Origin of the sequence: Paraburkholderia ferrariae NBRC 106233, assembly GCF_000685035.1 — a bacterium.
In the GTDB taxonomy this organism is placed as follows: domain Bacteria; phylum Pseudomonadota; class Gammaproteobacteria; order Burkholderiales; family Burkholderiaceae; genus Paraburkholderia; species Paraburkholderia ferrariae.
This window is the reverse complement of sequence record NZ_BAYB01000036.1, coordinates 14,158-33,581: the sequence shown is the minus strand read 5'-3', so window position 1 is coordinate 33,581 and position 19,424 is coordinate 14,158. Positions and strand designations below refer to the sequence as shown.

Genomic DNA, 19,424 nt, shown 5'->3' with positions numbered 1-19,424 from the left:
GCGAGCGCCTGCACAGGGCCGCGCCCGGCCCGGGCATCGGCATCGGCTTGCGGCCGCTTACTCTTCGGGCTCGCCTTCGGCGACGTAGCGGCGCAGCGTGGCAAGGAGCGCGGCTTCTTCGGCGCGGTGCGCGGCGTCGCTGGCGGACCCAGCTTCGCGTTCCTCGCCGAACATCGAAGCGGGCGCATCGAATGTCTCGACTTCCTGGCCTTCGCGGAACACGCGGATTTCACGCGTGTTCTCGAAGTATTCGGCTACCCAGTGGACGCCTTCGATATGCGTCCCCACGCGAACCGGCGTTTTCATCGGACTCTCTCCACGAGCCGCGCGAGGGCGGCGTTTGGCGACATTGCCTCCGTCGATAGACGAAAGATACGCCCTTGGGGCCCGTTGTGCTCATCTGTTCGTTCATTCGCCACGCGGTCCGGGCGCGAGGGCCGGCCCTTTGCAGGCGCACCAAAAAGAACAATGGCCCGTTGCCGGGCCATGTGAGCGGAGCGAGAGCGTGGCGCGCCGGAGCCGGCGCGCCGCCTGCGTTATTGCACGGTGGCGAGCACGTCGCGCACGGTGCCGAAGAGACGCTCGATTTCCTCTTCCTTGACGATGAGCGGCGGCGAGAACGCGAGGATGTCGCCCGTGAAGCGCACCAGCACGCCGGCCTCGAAGCACTTGAGGAACACTTCATAGGCGCGCGCGCCCGGCGCGCCGTCGCGCGATTCGAGCTCGACGCCGGCCACGAGCCCGAGGTTGCGGATGTCCTTCACGTGCTTCGCGTCGCGCAGGCCGTGGGCGGCGGCTTCGAACTTCGGCGCGAGGCTGGCCGCCCGCTCGAACAGGCCTTCGCGGCGATAGAGGTCGAGCGTGGCCACGCAGGCCGCCGCGGCAAGCGGGTGGGCCGAGTAGGTGTAGCCGTGGAACAGTTCGATGGCGCCCGGCGCGCCGCTGTTCACGACCGTATCGTGAATCGTGCGGCTCGCGGCCACGCCGCCCATCGGCACGGCGGCGTTGTTGATTGCCTTGGCCATGGTGATGAGGTCGGGCGTGACGCCGAAGTACTCGCTCGCCGTGGCTTTGCCGAGGCGGCCGAAGCCCGTGATGACTTCGTCGAAAATCAGCAGGATGCCGTGCTTCGTGCAGATCTCGCGCAGGCGTTGCAGATAGCCTTGCGGCGGGATCAGCACGCCGGTCGAGCCTGCCACCGGCTCGACGATCACCGCGGCGATGGTCGAAGCGTCGTGCAGCGCGACAATGCGCTCGAGTTCGTCGGCCAGATGCGCGCCCCAGGCGGGCTGCCCCTTCGTGAAGGCGTTGTGTTCGAGGTTGTGGGTGTGCGGCAGGTGGTCGATGGCCGGCAGCAGCTGGCCCGAGAACGCCTTGCGGTTCGAGACGATGCCGCCCACGGAAATGCCGCCGAAGCCCACGCCGTGATAGCCGCGCTCGCGGCCGATCAGCTTGGTGCGCTGGCCTTCGCCGCGCGCGCGGTGGTAGGCCAGGGCGATCTTGAGCGCGGTATCGACCGACTCCGAGCCCGAGTTCGTGAAGAAGATGCGGTCGAGGCCCGCGGGCATCAGCTCGGCCACCCGGGCGGCCGCTTCGAAGGCGAGCGGGTGGCCCATCTGGAAGGTCGGCGCGAAGTCGAGCGTGGCGGCCTGCTGGGTGATGGCGGCGACGATTTCGTCGCGCGCATGGCCCGCGTTCACGCACCAGAGGCCCGCGCTGCCGTCCAGCACTTCGCGGCCGTCGGTGGTGCGGTAGTACATGCCCTTGGCCGATTCGAGCAGGCGCGGCGCCGTCTTGAATTGACGGTTGGCCGTGAACGGCATCCAGAACGACGACAGATCGTCGATGACGGGGCGCGAAGTCATTAGGGTTCTCCTCCTTAAATGATTGAGTGCAACTGTAGCGCTGCGACTTGAACGGCGGCATAGACAGTCTCTATACTGCGCTGATAACTGTGCTGGGGAATCTCCCCCAACTGTATTGGCCGACGGGCGCCCCGGGCGCCGCTCTTTCCCATGATCGAACTCGAACTGGAGCGCGACCGCCGCGCCGCGTCCACCCTCGTCGAACAGCTCGTGAACGCCTTCGCCCGGGCGATCGAAGGGCATGCGCTGCGCGCCGGCGCGCTGCTGCCCTCGGTGCGGCAACTGGCCCAGAAGCACGCGCTTTCGACCTATACGGTCACGGAAGCCTATAACCGGCTGGTGTCGATGGGGCTCGTGGTGGCGCGGCGCGGTTCGGGCTACCGCGTGGCGCCGCGCGCGGCTGCGCCGAATGCGAGCCCGGCGCACTGGCAGCCGCCTACGCTCACGGCCACCTGGCTGCTCTCGGACGTTTTCGCCGACCACTCCGTGCCGATCAAGGCAGGCTGCGGCTGGATGCCGGGCGAATGGGTCAACGAAACCGGCCTCCACCACGCGTTGCGCGCGACGAGCCGGGTGCCGGCCGCGCGCCTCGGCGACTATGGTCATCCGTACGGCTTTGCGCCGCTGCGCGAGCGGATCGTGGCGCAACTCGACCGCCAGGGGCTGCCGGTGGAGATGTCGAACGTGCTGCTCACGCAGGGCGCGACCCAGGCGCTCGACCTGATCGTGCGCACGCTGCTGCGCCCCGGCGACGCCGTGCTGGTGGAGGATCCCGGCTACTGCAACCTGCTGCAGATCCTCAAGCTCGCAGGGCTCACGGTGCACGGCGTACCGCGCACGCCGGCGGGGCTCGACATCGACGCGCTGGAGCAGCGGGCCGCCGCGCATCAGCCGAAGGCGATTTTCGTGAACACGACGCTGCAGAACCCCACGGGCGCCACGTTCACGATGGCCAATGCGTTTCGCCTGTTGCAGATCGCGGAACGCCAGCGCATGTGGGTGGTGGAAGACGACGTGAGCCGCGAGCTTGCGCCCGCGGGCGCACCGCTCTTTGCGGCGATGGAGGGGCTCTCGCGCGTGCTCTACGTGGGCGGCTTCTCGAAGACGGTGACGCCTTCGCTGCGCTGCGGCTACGTGGTCGCGGAGCGCGACGTGCTGCGCGAACTTGCGCGCGCGAAGATGGCCGTGGGGCTGACCTCGTCGGAGACGATCGAGCGCATCGTCGACAAGGTGCTGCTGGAGGGGCGCTATGCGCGTCACGTCGAACTCGTGAACGAGCGCCTGAAGACGGCGCACGCGCTCGTCGAAGACCAGCTCGATACGCTCGGCCTCGAAATCTTCCACCGGCCGCGGGCGGGGCTTTTCATCTGGGCGAAACTGCCGGTCGAAGCCGCCCGCGCGGGGGAAATCGCCACGGCGGCACTCGCCGACGGCATCTGGCTCGCCCCCGGCTCCTACTTCCGGCCCGACGACGCGGCCAGCGCGTGGTTCCGCTTCAACGCGCCGTACGCAACCGACGACGCGCTCTGGCGCTTCATTGCCCGCGTGCGATAGCGGCTCGCCAGGCGGGCGTGATCGCGTATCCGGGCGCGCGCCTTAGCCTTAGCTCGCGATCAGATGCGCGAACAGCGGATACATCGAAGCGACGAGCGCGAGCGCCATGGCGATGTTGAACGCACGCAGCCGGCGCGGATTCGAGAGAAAGCGCCGCACGCCGGTGCCGAAGGCGGCCCACACGCAGATGCAGGGCAGCCCGATCACATAGAACAGCACGCCCATGGCCAAGGTGTTGACGCCGAAATCGGCGGAAAGGCGGATGGTCGTGGCCGCCGTGAGCACCATCATCCACGCTTTCGGGTTGATCCACTGGAAGGCGATGGCCTCGTGAAAGCGCATGGGCCGGTGCTCGCCTTTCTTCACTTTCAGTTCGCCCGACGTGCCGATCTTCCACGCGAGGTAGAGCAGATACGCGACGCTCGCCGCCTCCAGTGCGGTGAAGAGCACCGGAACGCGCCGGAAGGCTTCGCCAAGCCCGAACCCCACGCAGAGCATGAGTGCGAAAACTCCCGAGCTGATGCCGAGAATGTGCGGCACCGTGCGGCGAAAGCCGAAGTTGACGCCGGAGGCGAGCAGCATGGTGTTGTTGGGGCCGGGCGTGATGGTCGTGACCACCACGAAGAGCATGCCGGCGGGCAGGGCACTGAACATTTCGGGCAGCATGGCGCAAAAACTCCGGTTAGACGTTGAATGCCGGCTCAGTGTATCGGGTGATGACTGTACAGTACCGGTACAGATAGCTGGGTGTGTAGCGGTACGGATTGGGGGAAGGTTTGTGCGAAGTGTCTGCGAGGCGGGGCACAAAACCCGTTTCCAGGGAAAGCACCTGGCTTCGCAGGCGAAAAATCGCTTTGATCTTCTTTCGAATCGAAACTAAAATCTTTCAAAACAAAAGTCGTATTTTCGAGTTCGGAGACATGCAGGCAAACAAGAGTTCTCTAAGGCGACGGCTGCAGATCGTCGAGCTGGTTCGCAAGCGAGGCGAGGTCTCGGTCGAGGAACTGAGCCAGGCGTTCGACGTTTCGAGCGTCACGATACGCACGGACCTGACCTATCTCGAACAGCAGCGCTACCTTCTCCGTTCTTTCGGAAAGGCCCGCTATCTCGCGCAGAAGCCCGGCGAGAACATGCTGGTTCCCGTCGCGGACGGCGCAACCCGTAAGGCATGCGAAACAACCATCGCGCGTTTCGCAGCAGAAACCGTCGGCGATCACGAGTCGCTGATGGTCGGGACCGGCGAGATCGTTCACAAGATCCTGCCGTTCCTGTCCGATCGATCGAACCTCGCGCTGCTGGTTCACGACATCGGCATGGCCCAGACCGCCCAGCGCTTTCTGCACTGCGAACTGGTGCTGACCGGCGGTCAACTGGAGCCGGGCGCATCGGCCCTGACGGGCCCGGACACGGAGGCTTCGGTGTTTCGCCGCTCGATCGACCTTTGCTTTCTCGAAGCATCGGGACTCGACCGGAACGGCAACCTGCTGTGCGCCGACCCGGACGTTGCGCGGGTGTTTCGGGCGGCCGTGCAGGCGGCCGCGCGCACCGTCGTTGTCGCCTACCAGCCGCAGTTGAACGAGCGCGAGGGCGAGGTCTTCGCCACGCTCGGCGACGTGGACGCGCTCCTGATCGACGACGGGATCGACCCGCCGACCATGGAGCTCATGCCAGGCCAGGGACTGCCACTTCATAGAAGGGAAAGCGGAATTCTCGAATTCCGCCGATCCACGACCTAACCGTACCAGAGGAAGAGACACATGAAGGCGATGCACAAACAGATTGCAGCCATTCTCGCCACCGCGGGCTTTGCCGCTGCACCTTTCGCTCACGCCGACCAGGTGACGATCGGTGCCTCGCTGCTGACCCAGCAGCATCCGTTCTACGTCGCGCTGGCGGATGCGATGAAGCAGGAAGCGCAGAAGGACAACGCGAAACTCGACATTTCGATTGCGAACCAGGACCTGAGCAAGCAGATCGCCGACGTGCAGGATTTCGTCACGCGCAAGGTCAACGTGATCGTGCTGTCGCCGGTCGATTCGAAGGGCGTCAAGGCGGCGGTCACGATTGCCGAAAAGGCCGGTATTCCGGTCATCACCGTGGATATCGGCGCGCAGGGCGTCGAGGTCGCCTCCCATATCGCGACCGACAACTATGCCGGCGGACAGATGGCCGGGCAACTGATGTGCAAGGTCCTCGGCGGCAAGGGCAAGGTGGGCGTGATCGACTACCCGACGGTGCAATCGGTCATCGACCGCGTGAACGGCTTCAAGCAGGCGCTCGGTGCCTGCCCCGGCGTGCAGGTCGTGGCCGTTCAGCCGGGCATTACCCGAGCCGAGGCGCTGACCACGGCGCAAAACATGCTGCAGGCGCATCCCGACCTGGACGGCATCTTCGGATTCGGCGACGACGCCGCCATGGCGGCAGCCGTGGCCGGGAAGTCCGCGGGCAACCATGTCAAGGTGATCGGTTTTGACGGCATGCCGGAGGCTCGCGCTGCCGTCGACAAAAATCCAAATTTTGTTGGCGTAATCCGTCAGTACCCCGAAAAAATGGGCGCGATCGCAGTCGATACGGCCGTGAAGGTGGCCGAGAAGCAACCGGTTCCGAAAGAGATTCCCGTGACACCGGGCGTCTATCTGCACGAAGCCTCGAAATGAGCACGCGCCCGAACAGCCTGCGCCATGAGGCATCGGGCGCCGTGCCCCGGATGCCGGCCGGGACCGGCTTTGCCGTAGCGGGCGGCACCCCTTTTGTCGAGTTGCGCTCGATTGCGAAATCGTTCGGTCCGGTGGAGGCCATCAAGAACGTCTCGCTCACACTGCATCGCGCCCGGGTCCATACCCTGCTTGGCGAAAACGGCGCAGGCAAGTCGACGTTGATGAAGATCCTGGCGGGCGTGCATGCGCCCACCCGGGGCGAACTGCTCCTGCATGGACGCCAGGTGACGTTCGCCCGTCCCTCGGACGCGCAGGGCGCCGGTATCTCGATCATCTATCAGGAGCTCAGCCTCGCGACCAACCTGAGCGTTGGCGAAAACATCTTTGCCGGCCACGAGCCGCGCCGCTTCGGCGTGGTCGACTTCCGGTCGCTTTATCGCCGGGCGCAGGGCTTGCTGGACGACCTCGGCATCGACATCGACGCCAGCACACCCGTTGCCCGCCTCTCGATGGCGCAACGGCAACTGGTCGAAATCGCGAAGGGCCTGAGCCGCAACGCCGAACTCGTCATCATGGACGAACCGACTTCGTCCTTGAGCGACCGGGAAGCGGAAGTGCTCTTCAACATCGTGGGCAAGCTCAAGGACCGGGGCGCGGCGGTCGTCTACATCTCGCACCGGATGGACGAAATCATGCGCATTTCCGACGATATTTCGGTGATGCGCGATGGGGAATACATCTGCACCCAGGACAAGCGCGCCACGACGATCGGCGCGCTGATCAACCTGATGGTGGGGCGGGAGATGAGCGACGTGTATCCCCCGCGCGTCGCCCCGCTCGACACCACGAGGCAGCCGCTGCTGGAAGTCAGGCATCTGACGATCGAGGGGAAGTTTCACGATATCAGCTTCGACGTGAGGCCCGGCGAGATCGTCGGGTTCTTCGGGCTGATCGGCGCCGGCCGTTCGGATGTGATGAATGCCCTCTTCGGTGTGGGGCGCCCGCACGGCCAGATCGTAATGAACGGCAAGCCATTGCGTTTGCGCTCGCCCGAAAGCGCCATATCGGCCGGCATTGCGTTCGTGACCGAAGACCGCAAGCACGAGGGGCTCGTGCTCATGCACTCGATCGCCCACAACGTCACGATGGCGAGCTTCGAGAGAAAGGGCTCGCGCTTCGGCATTCTCGACAGCAGGTTCGAGGAGCGCGAGACGCGCGACGCCATTTCGCGCATGAAGATCCGCGCGGCCGGGCCGCATCAGGCAGTCGGCAACCTGAGCGGCGGCAACCAGCAGAAAGTGGTCTTTTCGAAATGGCTGTCGCTCAAGCCGCGTGTATTGATACTCGATGAGCCGACGCGCGGCGTGGACGTCGGGGCGAAGTTCGAGATCTATCGGGTGATGCGCGAACTGGCCGACGCCGGCACCGCGATCATTCTGGTGTCCTCCGAATTGCCCGAGGCGCTGGCCATGAGCGATCGTCTCGTGGTGATGCGCGAGAAGCGCATCGTCAAGGAATTCGAAACGGCGGGGCTCACGCAGGAGACCGTCATGTCGTATGCAACAGGAGCCGTACAAGCATGAAATCCACTGAAATCAGCCCGGATGGCGTGGCCGGAGATAGGGCCGGCCGCACGAAGGGCGCGACCCGGCTTTCGAAATGGCTGCGCCACTACGGCGGGATCGTGTGCGGCCTGGTGCTGCTTTGCGCACTGTTCGCCGTGTTGTCGTCGGACTTCCTGACGCTGGGCAATCTGCTGAACATCGTCATGCAGGTGTCCATCATCGCCATCCTCGGCTTCGGCATGACGTATGTGCTGCTGCTGGGCGATATCGACCTCTCGGTCGGCGCGGTCATGGCGCTCGTCGGGACCGTTGCCGCCTTTGCGATGCAGCACGGCGTGCATCCCGCACTGGCTGTCTTGCTGGCCATGGCGACGGGCCTCGTACTCGGCTTCGTCAACGGCAGCCTTACGGCACTCCTCACGATTCCGTCGTTCATCGTCACCGTGGCAACGATGGGCGTGTTCCGCGGGCTGGCCTACATCACTTCGGGCGGCGTGCCCATTTCGATCGACGACGACCGTTTTGCCGCGCTGGGAAACGGCACGGTCCTTGGCGTTGCCGTGCCGATCTGGGTCCTCGGCATCCTGCTCGTCCTCAACCATTTCGTCCTGTCGAAAACGGTGTTCGGCCGCAAAGCCTACCTCGCGGGCGGCAATCGCGAGGCGGCGCTCTATTCGGGCATCAACGTAAAGCGTCTGAGGATTGCCATTTTCATGGTCTCAGGATTGCTCGCCAGCATCGGCGGCGTACTGATAACTTCGCGCCTGTATTCGGCGCAACCCAACGCGGGCCTCGGTTATGAGCTCGACGCCATCGCTGCCGCGGTGCTGGGCGGCACGAGCCTGAACGGCGGCTACGGGACGATCGCGGGCACGCTCATCGGCGCCCTCATCATCGGCGTGATCAACAACGGCATGAATTTGCTGAGTGTTCCGTATTTCTATCAACTGATCGTAAAGGGCGTCGTGATTCTCGTCGCCGTTTGCATCGACGTTCAAACGAAGAAACGCCATGGCTGACACTGCATTCCATCAACCCGGAAAACCCGGCTACATCCTGACGATGGGCGAAATTCTGGTCGAAATCATGGCCACGGAGCGCGGGCAGTCCTTCCGCGAGCCTGGTACGCTCATCGGCCCGTACGCGAGCGGCGCCCCGGCCATTTTCATCGACCAGGTCGCGAAGGTCGGAAGCCCCTGCGCGATGATCGGCTGCGTGGGCGACGACGATTTCGGCGTGCTCAACGTCGAGCGTCTGCGTGTCGACGGCGTGAACGTCTCGGGCATTTCGGTGATCAAGACCGCGACGACGGGAAGCGCATTCGTGACCTATCGCGAGGATGGCGACCGCGACTTTATTTACAACATCGCCAACAGCGCTTCAGGACATCTCTCGGTCGGCAATATCCGCGACGATTTGCTCCGGCAATGCAGTCACTTTCATGTGATGGGTTCGTCGCTGTTTTCGTTTCGCATCATCGAGGCGATGAAGAAGGTCATCGAGACCGTCAAGGGTCATGGCGGCACAGTAAGCTTCGATCCGAACATTCGCAAGGAGATGCTTCGCATTCCTGAGATGCGGGAGGCGCTGGACTTCATCCTCGACTACACCGATGTTTTTCTGCCTAGCGGGCACGAGGTGATGCTGCTTGCCAGCGCAAGCAGCGAGCGAGGCGCGATCGAGGAAATTCTCAAGCGCGGGGTTCGCGAGATCGTGATCAAGCGCGGGAAGGACGGGTGCAGCTATTACGACGGCTCGGCAGAGCACGACCTGCCCGCGCTGCGCGTGGACGAGATCGATCCGACCGGCGCGGGCGACTGCTTTGGCGGTACGTACATTGCCTGCCGTGCGCAGGGGTTCGCTATCGAGCGAGCGTTGACCTATGCCTGCGCGGCCGGTGCGCGAGCCGTGACCCAGCGTGGCCCGATGGAGGGAACGGCGACGCTTGCCGAGCTCGACGATTTCATTTCACACGCCTCGGAGCAATCTCATGGCTAACGTGGTAGCCCGGCTCTCGGGGGACGAGGGCGCGGCACGCAGACTCAAGGGCATCTATTCGATCTGCTCGGCTCATCCGTGGGTTCTCGGCGCGGCGATGAGGCAGGCGCTGGTGGACGACACGCCGCTGCTGATCGAGTCCACCTCGAACCAGGTCGATCAGTTCGGCGGCTATACCGGGATGAAGCCGGCGGACTTCGTGCGTTTCACGCACCTCATTGCCGACCGCGTGGGCTTTCCGCGCTCGCGCCTGATTCTCGGTGGCGATCACCTGGGGCCGAATGCGTGGCGCAGCCTACTCGCCGAGGAGGCCATGCAGCGCGCGGAGGCGCTGATCGACGCCTATGTTTCGGCAGGGTTCACCAAAATCCACCTCGATACCAGCATGAGCTGCGGCGGCGACCCGCATCGTCTCTCGGACGATGTCGTTGCGGAGCGGGCCTCGCGCCTGTGTGCCGTCGCCGAGGCGGCGGCGGCCCGCGAGGGGAACGCGCGCAAGCCCGCGTACATCATCGGCACCGAGGTGCCGGTTCCCGGCGGCGCGGCGGAGGACCTCGACACGGTCGAGGTGACGCACGCGAATGCGGCACTGGATACGGTCGCGATTCATCGCGCGGCGTGGCGCGCGCGCGGACTCGACGACGCGTGGGCTCGGGTGATCGCCCTGGTGGTACAGCCCGGTGTCGAATTCGATCATACGAAGGTGGTGGATTACCAGCCGGCGCTGGCAACCGGGCTCTCCGCCGTGCTCGCAAAGGTGCCCGGGATGGTTTTCGAGGCGCACTCGACCGACTACCAGAAGCCGGAAGCGCTCGCTGCCCTCGTGGAAGATGGCTTCGCCATTCTGAAGGTCGGCCCCGGTGTGACCTTCGCGCTGCGCGAGGCGCTCTATGCGCTCGCCGATATCGAAGCCGAACTCGTTCCGGAGCGGGCCCGGTCCGATCTCCGCGGTGTGGTCGAGAAGGTGATGGTGTCCAAACCGGATAACTGGGAGCGGTACTACCACGGCAACGAGCAGGAGAAGCGGCTGCTGAGGGTCTATAGCTACAGCGACCGGATCCGCTACTACTGGGCCGATCCCGAGATCGATGCGGCCGCGCAGAAGCTGGTCCGCAACCTGAGCGAGGTCGCGATTCCCGAAAACCTGCTTAGCCGCTATCTGCCGGAGCAATACTGGCAACTCCGCAGCGGGTTGATCGACACCTCGCCGATGGGCCTCATCCAGAGCAAGGTGCGCGGGGTCATTGGTGCTTACGCTGCGGCTTGCCGCGCGTGAGACCGGTTTCAGGCTGGATGGTGGAGAAGGACCAGGCCAGCGACGGTTGATATGGCGATAACCTGGCATCAATGTCTATAGGTGTCCTGATTTTATGGAAAATACTTCCAATGGAAGGGGTTCGGCGATGCAACTGAAAGACAAGGTGGCCATCGTGACAGGCGGCGGCACGGGCATCGGCGAAGCGGTCGTTCGCCGCTATCTCGACGAAGGCGCGCGAGTGGCGGTGGTCGATATCAAGCGGCAAGCCGAACTCGAGTCGGTCTATGCTGATGCCGAAAAGGACCGGCTCCACCTCATTCAGGCCGACGTGACCCAACGCGAGAGCATCGACGCTATCGTCAGTTCGACTGTTGCGCGCTTCGGCCGGGTGGACATTCTCTTCAACAACGCCGCTGTATTCGACATGCGGCCGCTGCTGGACGAGTCGTGGGAGATCTTCGAGCGGATATTCGCGGTCAACGTCAAGGGCATGTTCTTTCTGATGCAGCGTGTCGCCCGGCAGATGGTCGAACAGGGCGGGGGTGGGAAGATCGTCAACATGGCTTCGCAGGCCGGTCGCCGGGGCGAAGCGCTCGCCTCGCACTATTGCGCGAGCAAGGCCGCCGTCATCAGCTACACGCAGTCGGCGGCACTGGCGCTGGCGCCGCATCGCATCAACGTCAACGGCATTGCGCCCGGCGTGATCGATACGCCGATGTGGAAAGAGGTGGATGCGCTTTTCGCGCGTTACGAAAACCGGCCCGTTGGCGAGAAGAAGCGGCTGGTTGGAGAGGCCGTTCCGCTGGGACGCATGGGGCGTCCCGGCGATCTGACCGGTGCGGCCGTGTTTCTCGCTTCATCCGAGGCCGATTACATCACCGCGCAGACGCTCAACGTGGATGGGGGCAACTGGATGAGCTAGCGGTACGCCGATGCGATGCGCCGCGACGGTGCCGCTCGCCGGTTTCCTGTCTGACTGTTTCGCAACCCAACGCTAAGGGGAATGCGCATGACCACTCATTCGAATGCGACCTACCGTTTCCAGAATACGGTTGTCGCCATTACCGGCGCGGCGGCGGGTATCGGCCGTACGACGGCCGAACACTTCGCGCGGGCGGGGGCGTCCGTGGCGCTCCTGGACCGCTCCCCGGCCGTGCTGGAAGTGGCCTCGGCGCTGGGGCCGGCTCACCAGGGCTGGACGGTCGACGTGAGCGATGCCGATGCGGTCGGGCGCATTGCGAACGAAGTCATTGCGCGTTTTGGCCGCGTGGACGTGCTGGTCAATAACGCCGGCATCGGTCCGCTTGCGCCTGCCGAAGGCTTTCCGCTGGCGACGTGGGACAAGACGATCGCCGTGAACCTCACGGGGCCGTTTCTGGTGGCCCGCGCATTCGCGCCGGGGATGCTCGCACGCAAGCAGGGAAGAATCGTCAATCTGGCTTCGCAGGCGGCCGTGATTGGCATCGAGGGGCACCTGGCCTATTGCGCGAGCAAGGCCGGCGTGATTGGCCTGACGAACTGCATGGCGCTCGAATGGGGGCCGCGCGGTGTCACGGTCAATGCGATTTCACCGACCGTGGTGGAAACGGAACTCGGGTTGAGCGGATGGGCGGGAGAAAAGGGCGAACGCGCGCGTGCCACGATCCCTACCCGCCGCTTTGCAAGACCGGATGAAATCGCTGCCGCGATCCTGTATCTCGCGAGTGGCGAGGCTGCCATGGTCAACGGCGCGAATCTGCTCGTCGACGGCGGATACACCATTACATGAGTCGCGGTCCGGTGAGGCGGGAAAGCAGAAGTAAAGAGAAGTCCTGATCTTCCGCTTCGTGGGTAATGCAGTCTGGTGGCCGGCTTTCCGTTCAAGGGAGAGCCCGGTACGCAATCTATGCACGATGGAAACTGAGGAGACGAAAATGAAGATGAAGCCTGGTATCAGTCGCCGGATTCTGCCCGCACTCCGCCGGCGATGGTTGCTCCTGGCGACCCTTTTCGGCATGGTGGTCGCGAGCACCGCACACGCGACGACGTTGACGATCGGGGTGCCGAACAACAACGATCAGATCGAACTCAAGAAGCTTTCGTCCGAGTTCGAGAAAGCGAACCCGGATATCAAACTAAACTGGTTGATTCTCGAAGAAAACGTACTGCGCCAGAGACTGACCACTGACATTACGACCAACAGCGGACAGTTCGATGTACTGATGATTGGTCTTTACGAAGCCCCGCTTTGGGCGAAGCGTGGCTGGCTCGTTCCGCTCAACAATCTGCCGGCGGACTACGATACCAACGACCTGTTCAAGACGGTCCGCGACGGCCTCTCCTATGGCGGCACGTTATATGCGCTGCCGTTCAACGCGGAAAGTTCGATGACGTTCTATCGCAAGGACCTGTTCGCGGCGAAGGGCCTCACGATGCCGAGCCAGCCGACCTACGCGCAGATCGCACAGCTTGCCGACAAGTTGACCGACAAGGCCAACGGCGTTTATGGCATCTGCCTGCGCGGCAAGGCGGGCTGGGGCGAGAACATGGCCTATGTCGGCACGCTCGTGAACACGTTCGGCGGGCGCTGGTTCGACGAAAAATGGCAGCCTCAGATCACGTCGCCCGAATGGAAAAGCGCGATCGACTTTTACGTGGACCTGATGAAACGGGATGGCCCTCCGGGCGCCAGCTCGAACGGCTTCAATGAAAACCTTTCGTTGATGACGAGCGGAAAGTGCGCGATCTGGGTGGACGCCACCAGCGCCGCGGGCATTCTCTACAACCCCAAGGAGTCGTCCGTCTCCGACAAGGTGGGCTTTGCCCCGGCGCCGGTCCAGGCCACGCGCAACGGGTCGCAGTGGCTCTGGTCGTGGGCGTTCGCGGTTCCCAAGACCTCGCGATCCCAGGATGCGGCGAAGAAGTTCATCGAGTGGGCGACTTCGAAGCAATACATCAGGATGGTGGGTTCCGATATCGGCTGGGCTTCGCTGCCGCCGGGTACCCGGCTTTCGACCTATCAGATCGCCGAGTACAAGCAGGCGGCACCGTTCGCCGGGTTCGTCCAGAAGGCGATCGAGACCGCGGACCCCACGCATCCGACTGCGAAACCCGTGCCGTACACGGGCATCCAGTTCGTGGCCATACCCGAATTCCAGTCGTTCGGCGCGATGGTCGGGCAGAGTATTGCCGGTGCACTGGCTGGGCAGTTGACGGTGGATCAGGCGTTGCAGGCCGGGCAATCCGCCACGGAGCGCGCCATGCGTCAGGCGGGATACCTGAAGTAGTTTGCAGCGCACCGGCCGGTGTTTTCGGGGCCGGTCCTGCTTTCTCCTTCGTCGTGCTCCGCGCTGCTGTGGTATAGGGCCGCAGCGGCGCGGCCGGCGTGAACCTTCGCGGGGTCCGGCTGGACTAACGAGGATCGCCCGGCGACCGGCTCCGTATCGAACTCCGTATCGAGCCGGCCCGGCATAAAAAAGGGAGAAACCGCTATGACCGTCGAACGCGACAACCGCCTCACCCTGCGCCCGCTCGAGCGGCAAGACCTGAAATTCGTGCATGAACTGAACAACGACGCGAAGATCATGCGCTACTGGTTCGAGGAACCGTACGAAACCTTCACCGAGCTCTCGCAACTCTACGACCGCCATGTGCACGACCAGCGCGAACGCCGCTTCGTGGCCGTGGACAGCGCGGATGAACTCGTCGGCCTCGTCGAGCTGATCGAACTCGACTATATCCACCGGCGCGGCGAATTCCAGATCATCATTGCGCCGCACGCCCAGGGCCGCGGCTATGCGACGAGCGCCACGCAACTCGCCATCGACTACGCGTTCGCGGTGCTGAATCTGCGCAAGCTCTATCTGATTGTCGATTCCACCAATGCGGCTGCGATCCACGTCTACGAGAAGTGCGGCTTCCGGCACGAGGCCGAGCTGATCGAGGAATTTTTCGGCAACGGCAAATATCACAACGCGCTGCGCATGTGCCAGTTCCAGCGCGACTTCTTCGAGCGCCGCCAGGCAGGGTGACGGCGCATTGCATTGCCGCGCGCGTGAACTAAAGTGGGGGTGGATGCGCGTTCAACGCATCCAACGCAACGCGACGGCTGTCTACCCGGCGCGAGCGTCTAGCGAAGGAGCTCCGCCATGACCGGACATGCGCAACACCCCTCATCCCTGCTGACACTCGTGAGCCCGCACGATCTCGACACGACCGTCGCCAGGCTCAAGACCGCGCTGGCCACGGCCGGCGCCATCGTGTTCGCCGACGTGGACCAGCGCGAGGCCGCCGTGCTCGCCGGGCTCGAATTGCGCCGCACGCGGCTCATCCTGTTCGGCAATCCGAAGGCGGGCACACCGGTGATGGTGGCGAATCCCCATGCGGCGCTCGAATTGCCGCTGCGTCTCGTGGTGTGGGAAGACGACGAGGGCGGCACGCACGTGGACTATCGCGACGTTGCGCAGACACTCGGGCCGCTCTACGGCATCGAGCCCGACGTCCTCGCGCCGCTCAGGCTCGTGCCGCCGTTGCTGCAAGGGGCGCTGGAGTAGCCGGGCGAGGTCCGGCGGCCGCGTGGCGTGCCCTGACGCACGACAGCCGCCGGAATGGGCCGGATAGCGGACCGTCAACGTAGCACCATCAACGATACCCCCCCGCCTCACTGCCCCGCGGGCGCCTCGCACTGCGAGCGCGGCCAGCACATCTTGCCGGTGCGCATGTGCCCGCCCGACATCCCCGACACGCCCGACATGCTGCCCGTATCGGCCACCCCGCCATACGACATGTCGGTTTCGGCCTGGGCCGACGCATTCGCGTCGTCGGTCATGCTCTGGTGCTCGCGCAGAGAACATCCGCACTGCACTTTCGTTATAGCTCGCGCGCCGGAGAGTGCAACAACAGGTGGCGCGGCGTAGCGAGGCGGGAAGGGCGCGAGGAGCGCGAGAAGACAGGCAGCAGGCACCTTTCCGGGACCACCGGACACGGCAAAATCCGCCACTTCCTTTCGGCAATGAAAACATCAGAAAGGAAAAGGAAATTAAACGGTCGCCGTGTAGTCATCTTGCGATGCTGTAATGCGGTCGCTCTGATGTATGGCGCAATCCCTGATCGACGCGGCCACATGGATCACGCGTTTTCGTCGCGTCTTGCAGGACTCTAAAAACCAACTCGAAGAATCGATGGAGCCCACTTAACATGAATCGCCGTGTGTTACTCGCCGTGCCGTGCGCTGGCCTTGCCGCCGCGCTCTTCGCGTGCGGAAGCAGTTCGAACCCGGGGTCGAGCACCGCTCAGGTGTCCGCGCAGGATGCGCTGAACACCGCCACGCCGATCAAGCACCTCGTGGTGATCTACAACGAGAACGTCTCGTTCGACCACTACTTCGCCACCTACCCGAACGCCACGAACCCGTCCGGCGAGCCGGCCTTCACGGCCGCTGCGGGCACGGCAACGCCCAATGGTCTTTCGGGTTCCCTCCTCACGTCCAACCCGAACTTCATCAATACGGCCAACGGCGCAGGCGCAGCCAATCCGTTCCGTCTCGACCGCACGCAGGCCGCCACGGCCGACCAGAACCACGCCTACACGCCGGAGCAGGAAGCCGGCGACAACGGCGCGCTCGACCTCTTCCCGAAGTACACGGGTAGCGGCACCTCGGGCGGCGCCGGCGCGTTCGGCACGAAGGGCCAGGTGATGGGCTACTTCGACGGCAACACCGTAACGGCGCTGTGGAACTACGCACAGAAGTTCGCCATGAGCGACAACGCCTGGACGGCCACCTACGGCCCGTCCACGCCGGGCGCGCTCGAAGTGGTCTCGGGTCAGACCAACGGCTTCGAAATCGTCAATACGTCGAAGCAGGCTTCGACGCTTGCCGCTTCGTCCTACTTCATCGAGGACGGCGCAGGCGGTCTGGGCCTGATCGGCGACGTCGATCCGGGCTACGACCTGTGCTCGAGCACGACCGATACGGGCATGATCAATGCGAAGAACATCGGCGACCTGCTCAACGCGCAGAACATCTCGTGGGGCGGCTTCATGGGCGGCTTCAACCTGCAGACCGTGAACAGCAACGGCACGACGGGTTGCAAGCGCAGCACGATCGCCACGGCCGTGAACGCCGCGACGGCCGACTACGTGCCGCACCACAACTGGTTCCAGTACTTCAAGTCCACGGCGAACCCGCAGCACACGCGCCCGAGCTCGACGGCCGCGATCGGCTCGAGCCTCGAAACGGACGGCAAGACGCCGGAACCGGCGAACCACCAGTACGACACGAATGACTTCTTCGCAGCCGTGCAGGCGGGCAACTTCCCGTCGGTCAGCTTCCTGAAGGCCCCGGCCGCCCAGGACGCCCACGCCGGCTACTCGGACCCGCTCGACGAGCAGCAGTTCGTGACCAAGGTGGTGAACTTCCTGATGCAGCAGCCGGACTGGAAGAACACGGCCGTCGTCGTGACCTACGACGATTCGGACGGCTGGTACGACCACCAGTACATGGCGCCGGTCACGTCGTCGTCGAACGCGATCGACCAGCTCAACGGCAACGGCGTGTGCGGCAGCGGCACGCAGCCGACGGGTGTTGCCGGCGCGCCGGTCAACGGCCGTTGCGGCCCGGGCACGCGGATTCCGTTCCTCGTGATCTCGCCGTGGGCGAAGCCGAACTACGTGGACCACACGTTCATCAACCAGGCTTCGGTCGTGCGTTTCATCGAGGACAACTGGCTAGGCAGCGCGCGTCTTGGCGGGGGTTCGTTCGACGCCACGGCAGGCGACATGCGTGCGCTCTTCAACTTCACCGGCTCGGGCAACATCCCGGTGATGTACCTCGACCCGACCCTGGGTACGCAGGTCAGCTCGCCGCCGTCCACCTGATCCCGCTGGAGACGGCGAGCCGCCGGGCCATGCTGCCGGCCGGCTCGCCGCGAAGGTTCATGCCGTGCGGCGCTCGCACGGCTTTTTTGCATATATCGTTCCGCACAAGAAGATCGCATCATGACTGAGCTTTCCGCGTCGTCCTCTTCGTCTTCTCCGTCTTCGGCCGCCCCCGGCGCCGCTCCGGGTTCGCCGGGGGCAGGCTCGGGCGCGCCGCGCCGCGCGCCCTCGGCTGCGCGCCTGGCGGTGCGCGCCGTGCTCGTGGCGGTGGTGGCCGCGCTCGGCTTCGGCGCCTTCGCGCTCGCGTATCCGGCCGACGTGCCCGATTCCGTCGGCCTCATCGTCGAAAATCTCACGGGCGCGAATCCGCACCCGGTCGTGCTCCAGCGTCCGCCGGTCGCGCCGCTTTCCGCCATGGCGCAGCTCGGCAAGGAACTCTTCTACGACAAGTCGCTCTCGGGCTCCGGCCAGCAGTCGTGCGCGTCGTGCCACAGCCCCGGTCATGCGTACGGTCCGCCGAACGGCCTCGACGTCCAGGCGGGCGGCCTCGCGATGACCCAGGAAGGCTATCGTCCGCCGCCGTCGCTCATGTACCTGTACCGCCAGCCCAACTTCAGCATCGGCCCGGACGCCGGCGAGAGCGACGACGCGCCCACGGTGGCGCAGCTCGCGGCTTCGTCGGCCGACGTCGTCAAGTCGCAGAAGACGGCGGGCGGCCCCTCGACCTCGGTCGAAATGGTGCCGCAGGGCGGCCTCTTCTGGGACGGCCGCGTGGACACGCTGCAGCAGCAAGCCTATGGTCCGCTGCTGAACCCGGTGGAAATGGCGAACACGAGCGTCGACAGCGTGGCGGCGAAGCTCGAAAAGGCGCCGTACGCGAAACGCTTCACCGACCTCTTCGGGTCGCGCATCTTCAGCGACAGGAAACTCGCCGTTTCCGAAGCGATGTTCGCGATCTCGCGCTATCAGGTGGAAGATCCGTCCTTCCATCCGTACAACAGCAAGTACGACCGCTGGCTCGAAGGGCATGCGCGTTTGAGCCAGGCCGAACTGCACGGGCTGCGCCTCTTCAACGACCCCAACAAGGCGAACTGCGCGGGCTGCCACCTCTCGAAGCCGGGCAAGGATGGCCTGCCGCCGATGTTCACCGACTATCAGTACGAGGCGCTGGGGGTGCCGCGCAACCGCAAGCTCGCGCAGAACCAGGACCCGAAGTTCTTCGATCTGGGCGTGTGCGGGCCGTTCCGCCAGGACCTGAAGGACCAGACGCAGTATTGCGCGATGTTCCTCACGCCGACGCTGCGCAACTCGGCCACGCGCACCGTGTTCTTCCACAACGGCATCTACCACGACCTCGATCACGTGATGGCGTTCTACAACGAGCGCAACACGGACCCGGGCAAGTTCTACCCGCGCGGCCCCGACGGCAAGATCGAAAAGTACGACGACATTCCGGCGTCGCTGCAGAAGAACGTCGATATCACGGACGCGCCGTTCGACCGCAAGTTCGGCGACCGCCCGGCGATGACGAACGACGATATCCGCGACATCATCGCGTTCCTCAAGACGCTCAACGACGATCCGGTGACGACGAAGTAAAGGGCGCGCGCCGTTTTTTGGCGCGCATTGCGACAAAGGCCGCATCGAGTTTGCATCGATGCGGCCTTTTGTT

The 19,424-nt window shown here is 64.5% G+C and carries 18 protein-coding genes; 14 read left to right on the top strand and 4 right to left on the bottom strand.

From position 1 onward, the window contains the following. Positions 1-57 precede the first annotated feature (57 nt). Both BFE01S_RS30350 and BFE01S_RS30345 read right to left on the bottom strand, forming a co-directional pair. Positions 58-306: a hypothetical protein gene (locus tag BFE01S_RS30350; protein ID WP_028228739.1), complete on the bottom strand. Its 249-nt coding sequence runs from the start codon at positions 304-306 to the stop codon at positions 58-60. A 230-nt stretch (positions 307-536) separates the two neighbouring features. Further along, the gene (locus BFE01S_RS30345) at positions 537-1,865 is read right to left on the bottom strand and encodes an aspartate aminotransferase family protein (protein WP_028228738.1); all 1,329 of its coding nucleotides are present in this window, start codon (positions 1,863-1,865) and stop codon (positions 537-539) included. Positions 1,866-2,015: 150 nt separating this feature from the next. Here BFE01S_RS30345 and BFE01S_RS30340 point away from each other — a divergent pair, with 150 nt between their 5' ends. Next, positions 2,016-3,419: an aminotransferase-like domain-containing protein gene (locus BFE01S_RS30340; protein ID WP_028228737.1), complete on the top strand. Its 1,404-nt coding sequence runs from the start codon at positions 2,016-2,018 to the stop codon at positions 3,417-3,419. A gap of 48 nt (positions 3,420-3,467) precedes the next feature. On the opposite strand, the gene BFE01S_RS30335 is transcribed toward BFE01S_RS30340, so the two are convergent. Continuing rightward, entirely contained in the window at positions 3,468-4,085 is a 618-nt protein-coding gene (locus BFE01S_RS30335) for a LysE family translocator (RefSeq protein WP_028228736.1), read from the bottom strand. 254 nt (positions 4,086-4,339) lie between these two features. Here BFE01S_RS30335 and BFE01S_RS30330 point away from each other — a divergent pair, with 254 nt between their 5' ends. The 11 genes from BFE01S_RS30330 to BFE01S_RS30280 all read left to right on the top strand — a co-directional run bounded on the left by BFE01S_RS30330 (position 4,340) and on the right by BFE01S_RS30280 (position 15,429). After that, a complete protein-coding gene (locus BFE01S_RS30330; RefSeq protein ID WP_028228735.1) occupies positions 4,340-5,155 on the top strand; it encodes a DeoR/GlpR family DNA-binding transcription regulator in 816 nt (271 codons plus the stop codon). A gap of 21 nt (positions 5,156-5,176) precedes the next feature. Next, positions 5,177-6,076, top strand: a complete 900-nt coding sequence (locus tag BFE01S_RS30325) for a substrate-binding domain-containing protein (RefSeq protein WP_028228734.1) — start codon at positions 5,177-5,179, stop codon at positions 6,074-6,076. Continuing rightward, on the top strand, positions 6,073-7,659 hold the full coding sequence (locus BFE01S_RS30320) for a sugar ABC transporter ATP-binding protein (RefSeq protein WP_245621232.1): 1,587 nt from the start codon (positions 6,073-6,075) through the stop codon (positions 7,657-7,659). The genes BFE01S_RS30325 and BFE01S_RS30320 overlap by 4 nt, the downstream gene beginning before the upstream one ends. Beyond that, complete coding sequence (locus tag BFE01S_RS30315) at positions 7,656-8,660, top strand: ABC transporter permease (protein ID WP_028228732.1); 1,005 nt, start codon at positions 7,656-7,658, stop codon at positions 8,658-8,660. Before BFE01S_RS30320 ends, BFE01S_RS30315 begins: the two co-directional genes overlap by 4 nt. A gap of 43 nt (positions 8,661-8,703) precedes the next feature. Next, on the top strand, positions 8,704-9,639 hold the full coding sequence (locus BFE01S_RS30310; RefSeq protein WP_245621231.1) for a tagatose kinase: 936 nt from the start codon (positions 8,704-8,706) through the stop codon (positions 9,637-9,639). Beyond that, complete coding sequence (locus BFE01S_RS30305; protein WP_028228730.1) at positions 9,632-10,915, top strand: D-tagatose-bisphosphate aldolase, class II, non-catalytic subunit; 1,284 nt, start codon at positions 9,632-9,634, stop codon at positions 10,913-10,915. The genes BFE01S_RS30310 and BFE01S_RS30305 overlap by 8 nt, the downstream gene beginning before the upstream one ends. A gap of 127 nt (positions 10,916-11,042) precedes the next feature. Beyond that, positions 11,043-11,819, top strand: coding sequence for an L-iditol 2-dehydrogenase (locus BFE01S_RS30300; RefSeq protein ID WP_028228729.1), 777 nt, complete (start codon positions 11,043-11,045; stop codon positions 11,817-11,819). Positions 11,820-11,906: 87 nt separating this feature from the next. Next, entirely contained in the window at positions 11,907-12,665 is a 759-nt protein-coding gene (locus BFE01S_RS30295; RefSeq protein ID WP_028228728.1) for a GolD/DthD family dehydrogenase, read from the top strand. A 226-nt stretch (positions 12,666-12,891) separates the two neighbouring features. Next, positions 12,892-14,163, top strand: a complete 1,272-nt coding sequence (locus BFE01S_RS30290) for an ABC transporter substrate-binding protein (RefSeq protein WP_156967212.1) — start codon at positions 12,892-12,894, stop codon at positions 14,161-14,163. Between the two features lie 204 nt (positions 14,164-14,367). Next, the gene (gene speG, locus BFE01S_RS30285) at positions 14,368-14,907 is read left to right on the top strand and encodes a spermidine N1-acetyltransferase (RefSeq protein ID WP_028228726.1); all 540 of its coding nucleotides are present in this window, start codon (positions 14,368-14,370) and stop codon (positions 14,905-14,907) included. Positions 14,908-15,024: 117 nt separating this feature from the next. Next, the gene (locus BFE01S_RS30280; protein ID WP_028228725.1) at positions 15,025-15,429 is read left to right on the top strand and encodes a DUF302 domain-containing protein; all 405 of its coding nucleotides are present in this window, start codon (positions 15,025-15,027) and stop codon (positions 15,427-15,429) included. Between the two features lie 107 nt (positions 15,430-15,536). Here the strand turns inward: BFE01S_RS30280 and BFE01S_RS44720 are convergent, their stop codons facing one another. Further along, the gene (locus BFE01S_RS44720; protein WP_156967207.1) at positions 15,537-15,704 is read right to left on the bottom strand and encodes a hypothetical protein; all 168 of its coding nucleotides are present in this window, start codon (positions 15,702-15,704) and stop codon (positions 15,537-15,539) included. Between the two features lie 368 nt (positions 15,705-16,072). Between BFE01S_RS44720 and BFE01S_RS30270 the strand changes: the two genes are divergently transcribed. After that, a complete protein-coding gene (locus BFE01S_RS30270; RefSeq protein WP_028228724.1) occupies positions 16,073-17,752 on the top strand; it encodes a phospholipase C in 1,680 nt (559 codons plus the stop codon). 120 nt (positions 17,753-17,872) lie between these two features. After that, positions 17,873-19,351, top strand: a complete 1,479-nt coding sequence (locus BFE01S_RS30265; protein ID WP_028228723.1) for a cytochrome-c peroxidase — start codon at positions 17,873-17,875, stop codon at positions 19,349-19,351. Positions 19,352-19,424 lie beyond the last annotated feature (73 nt).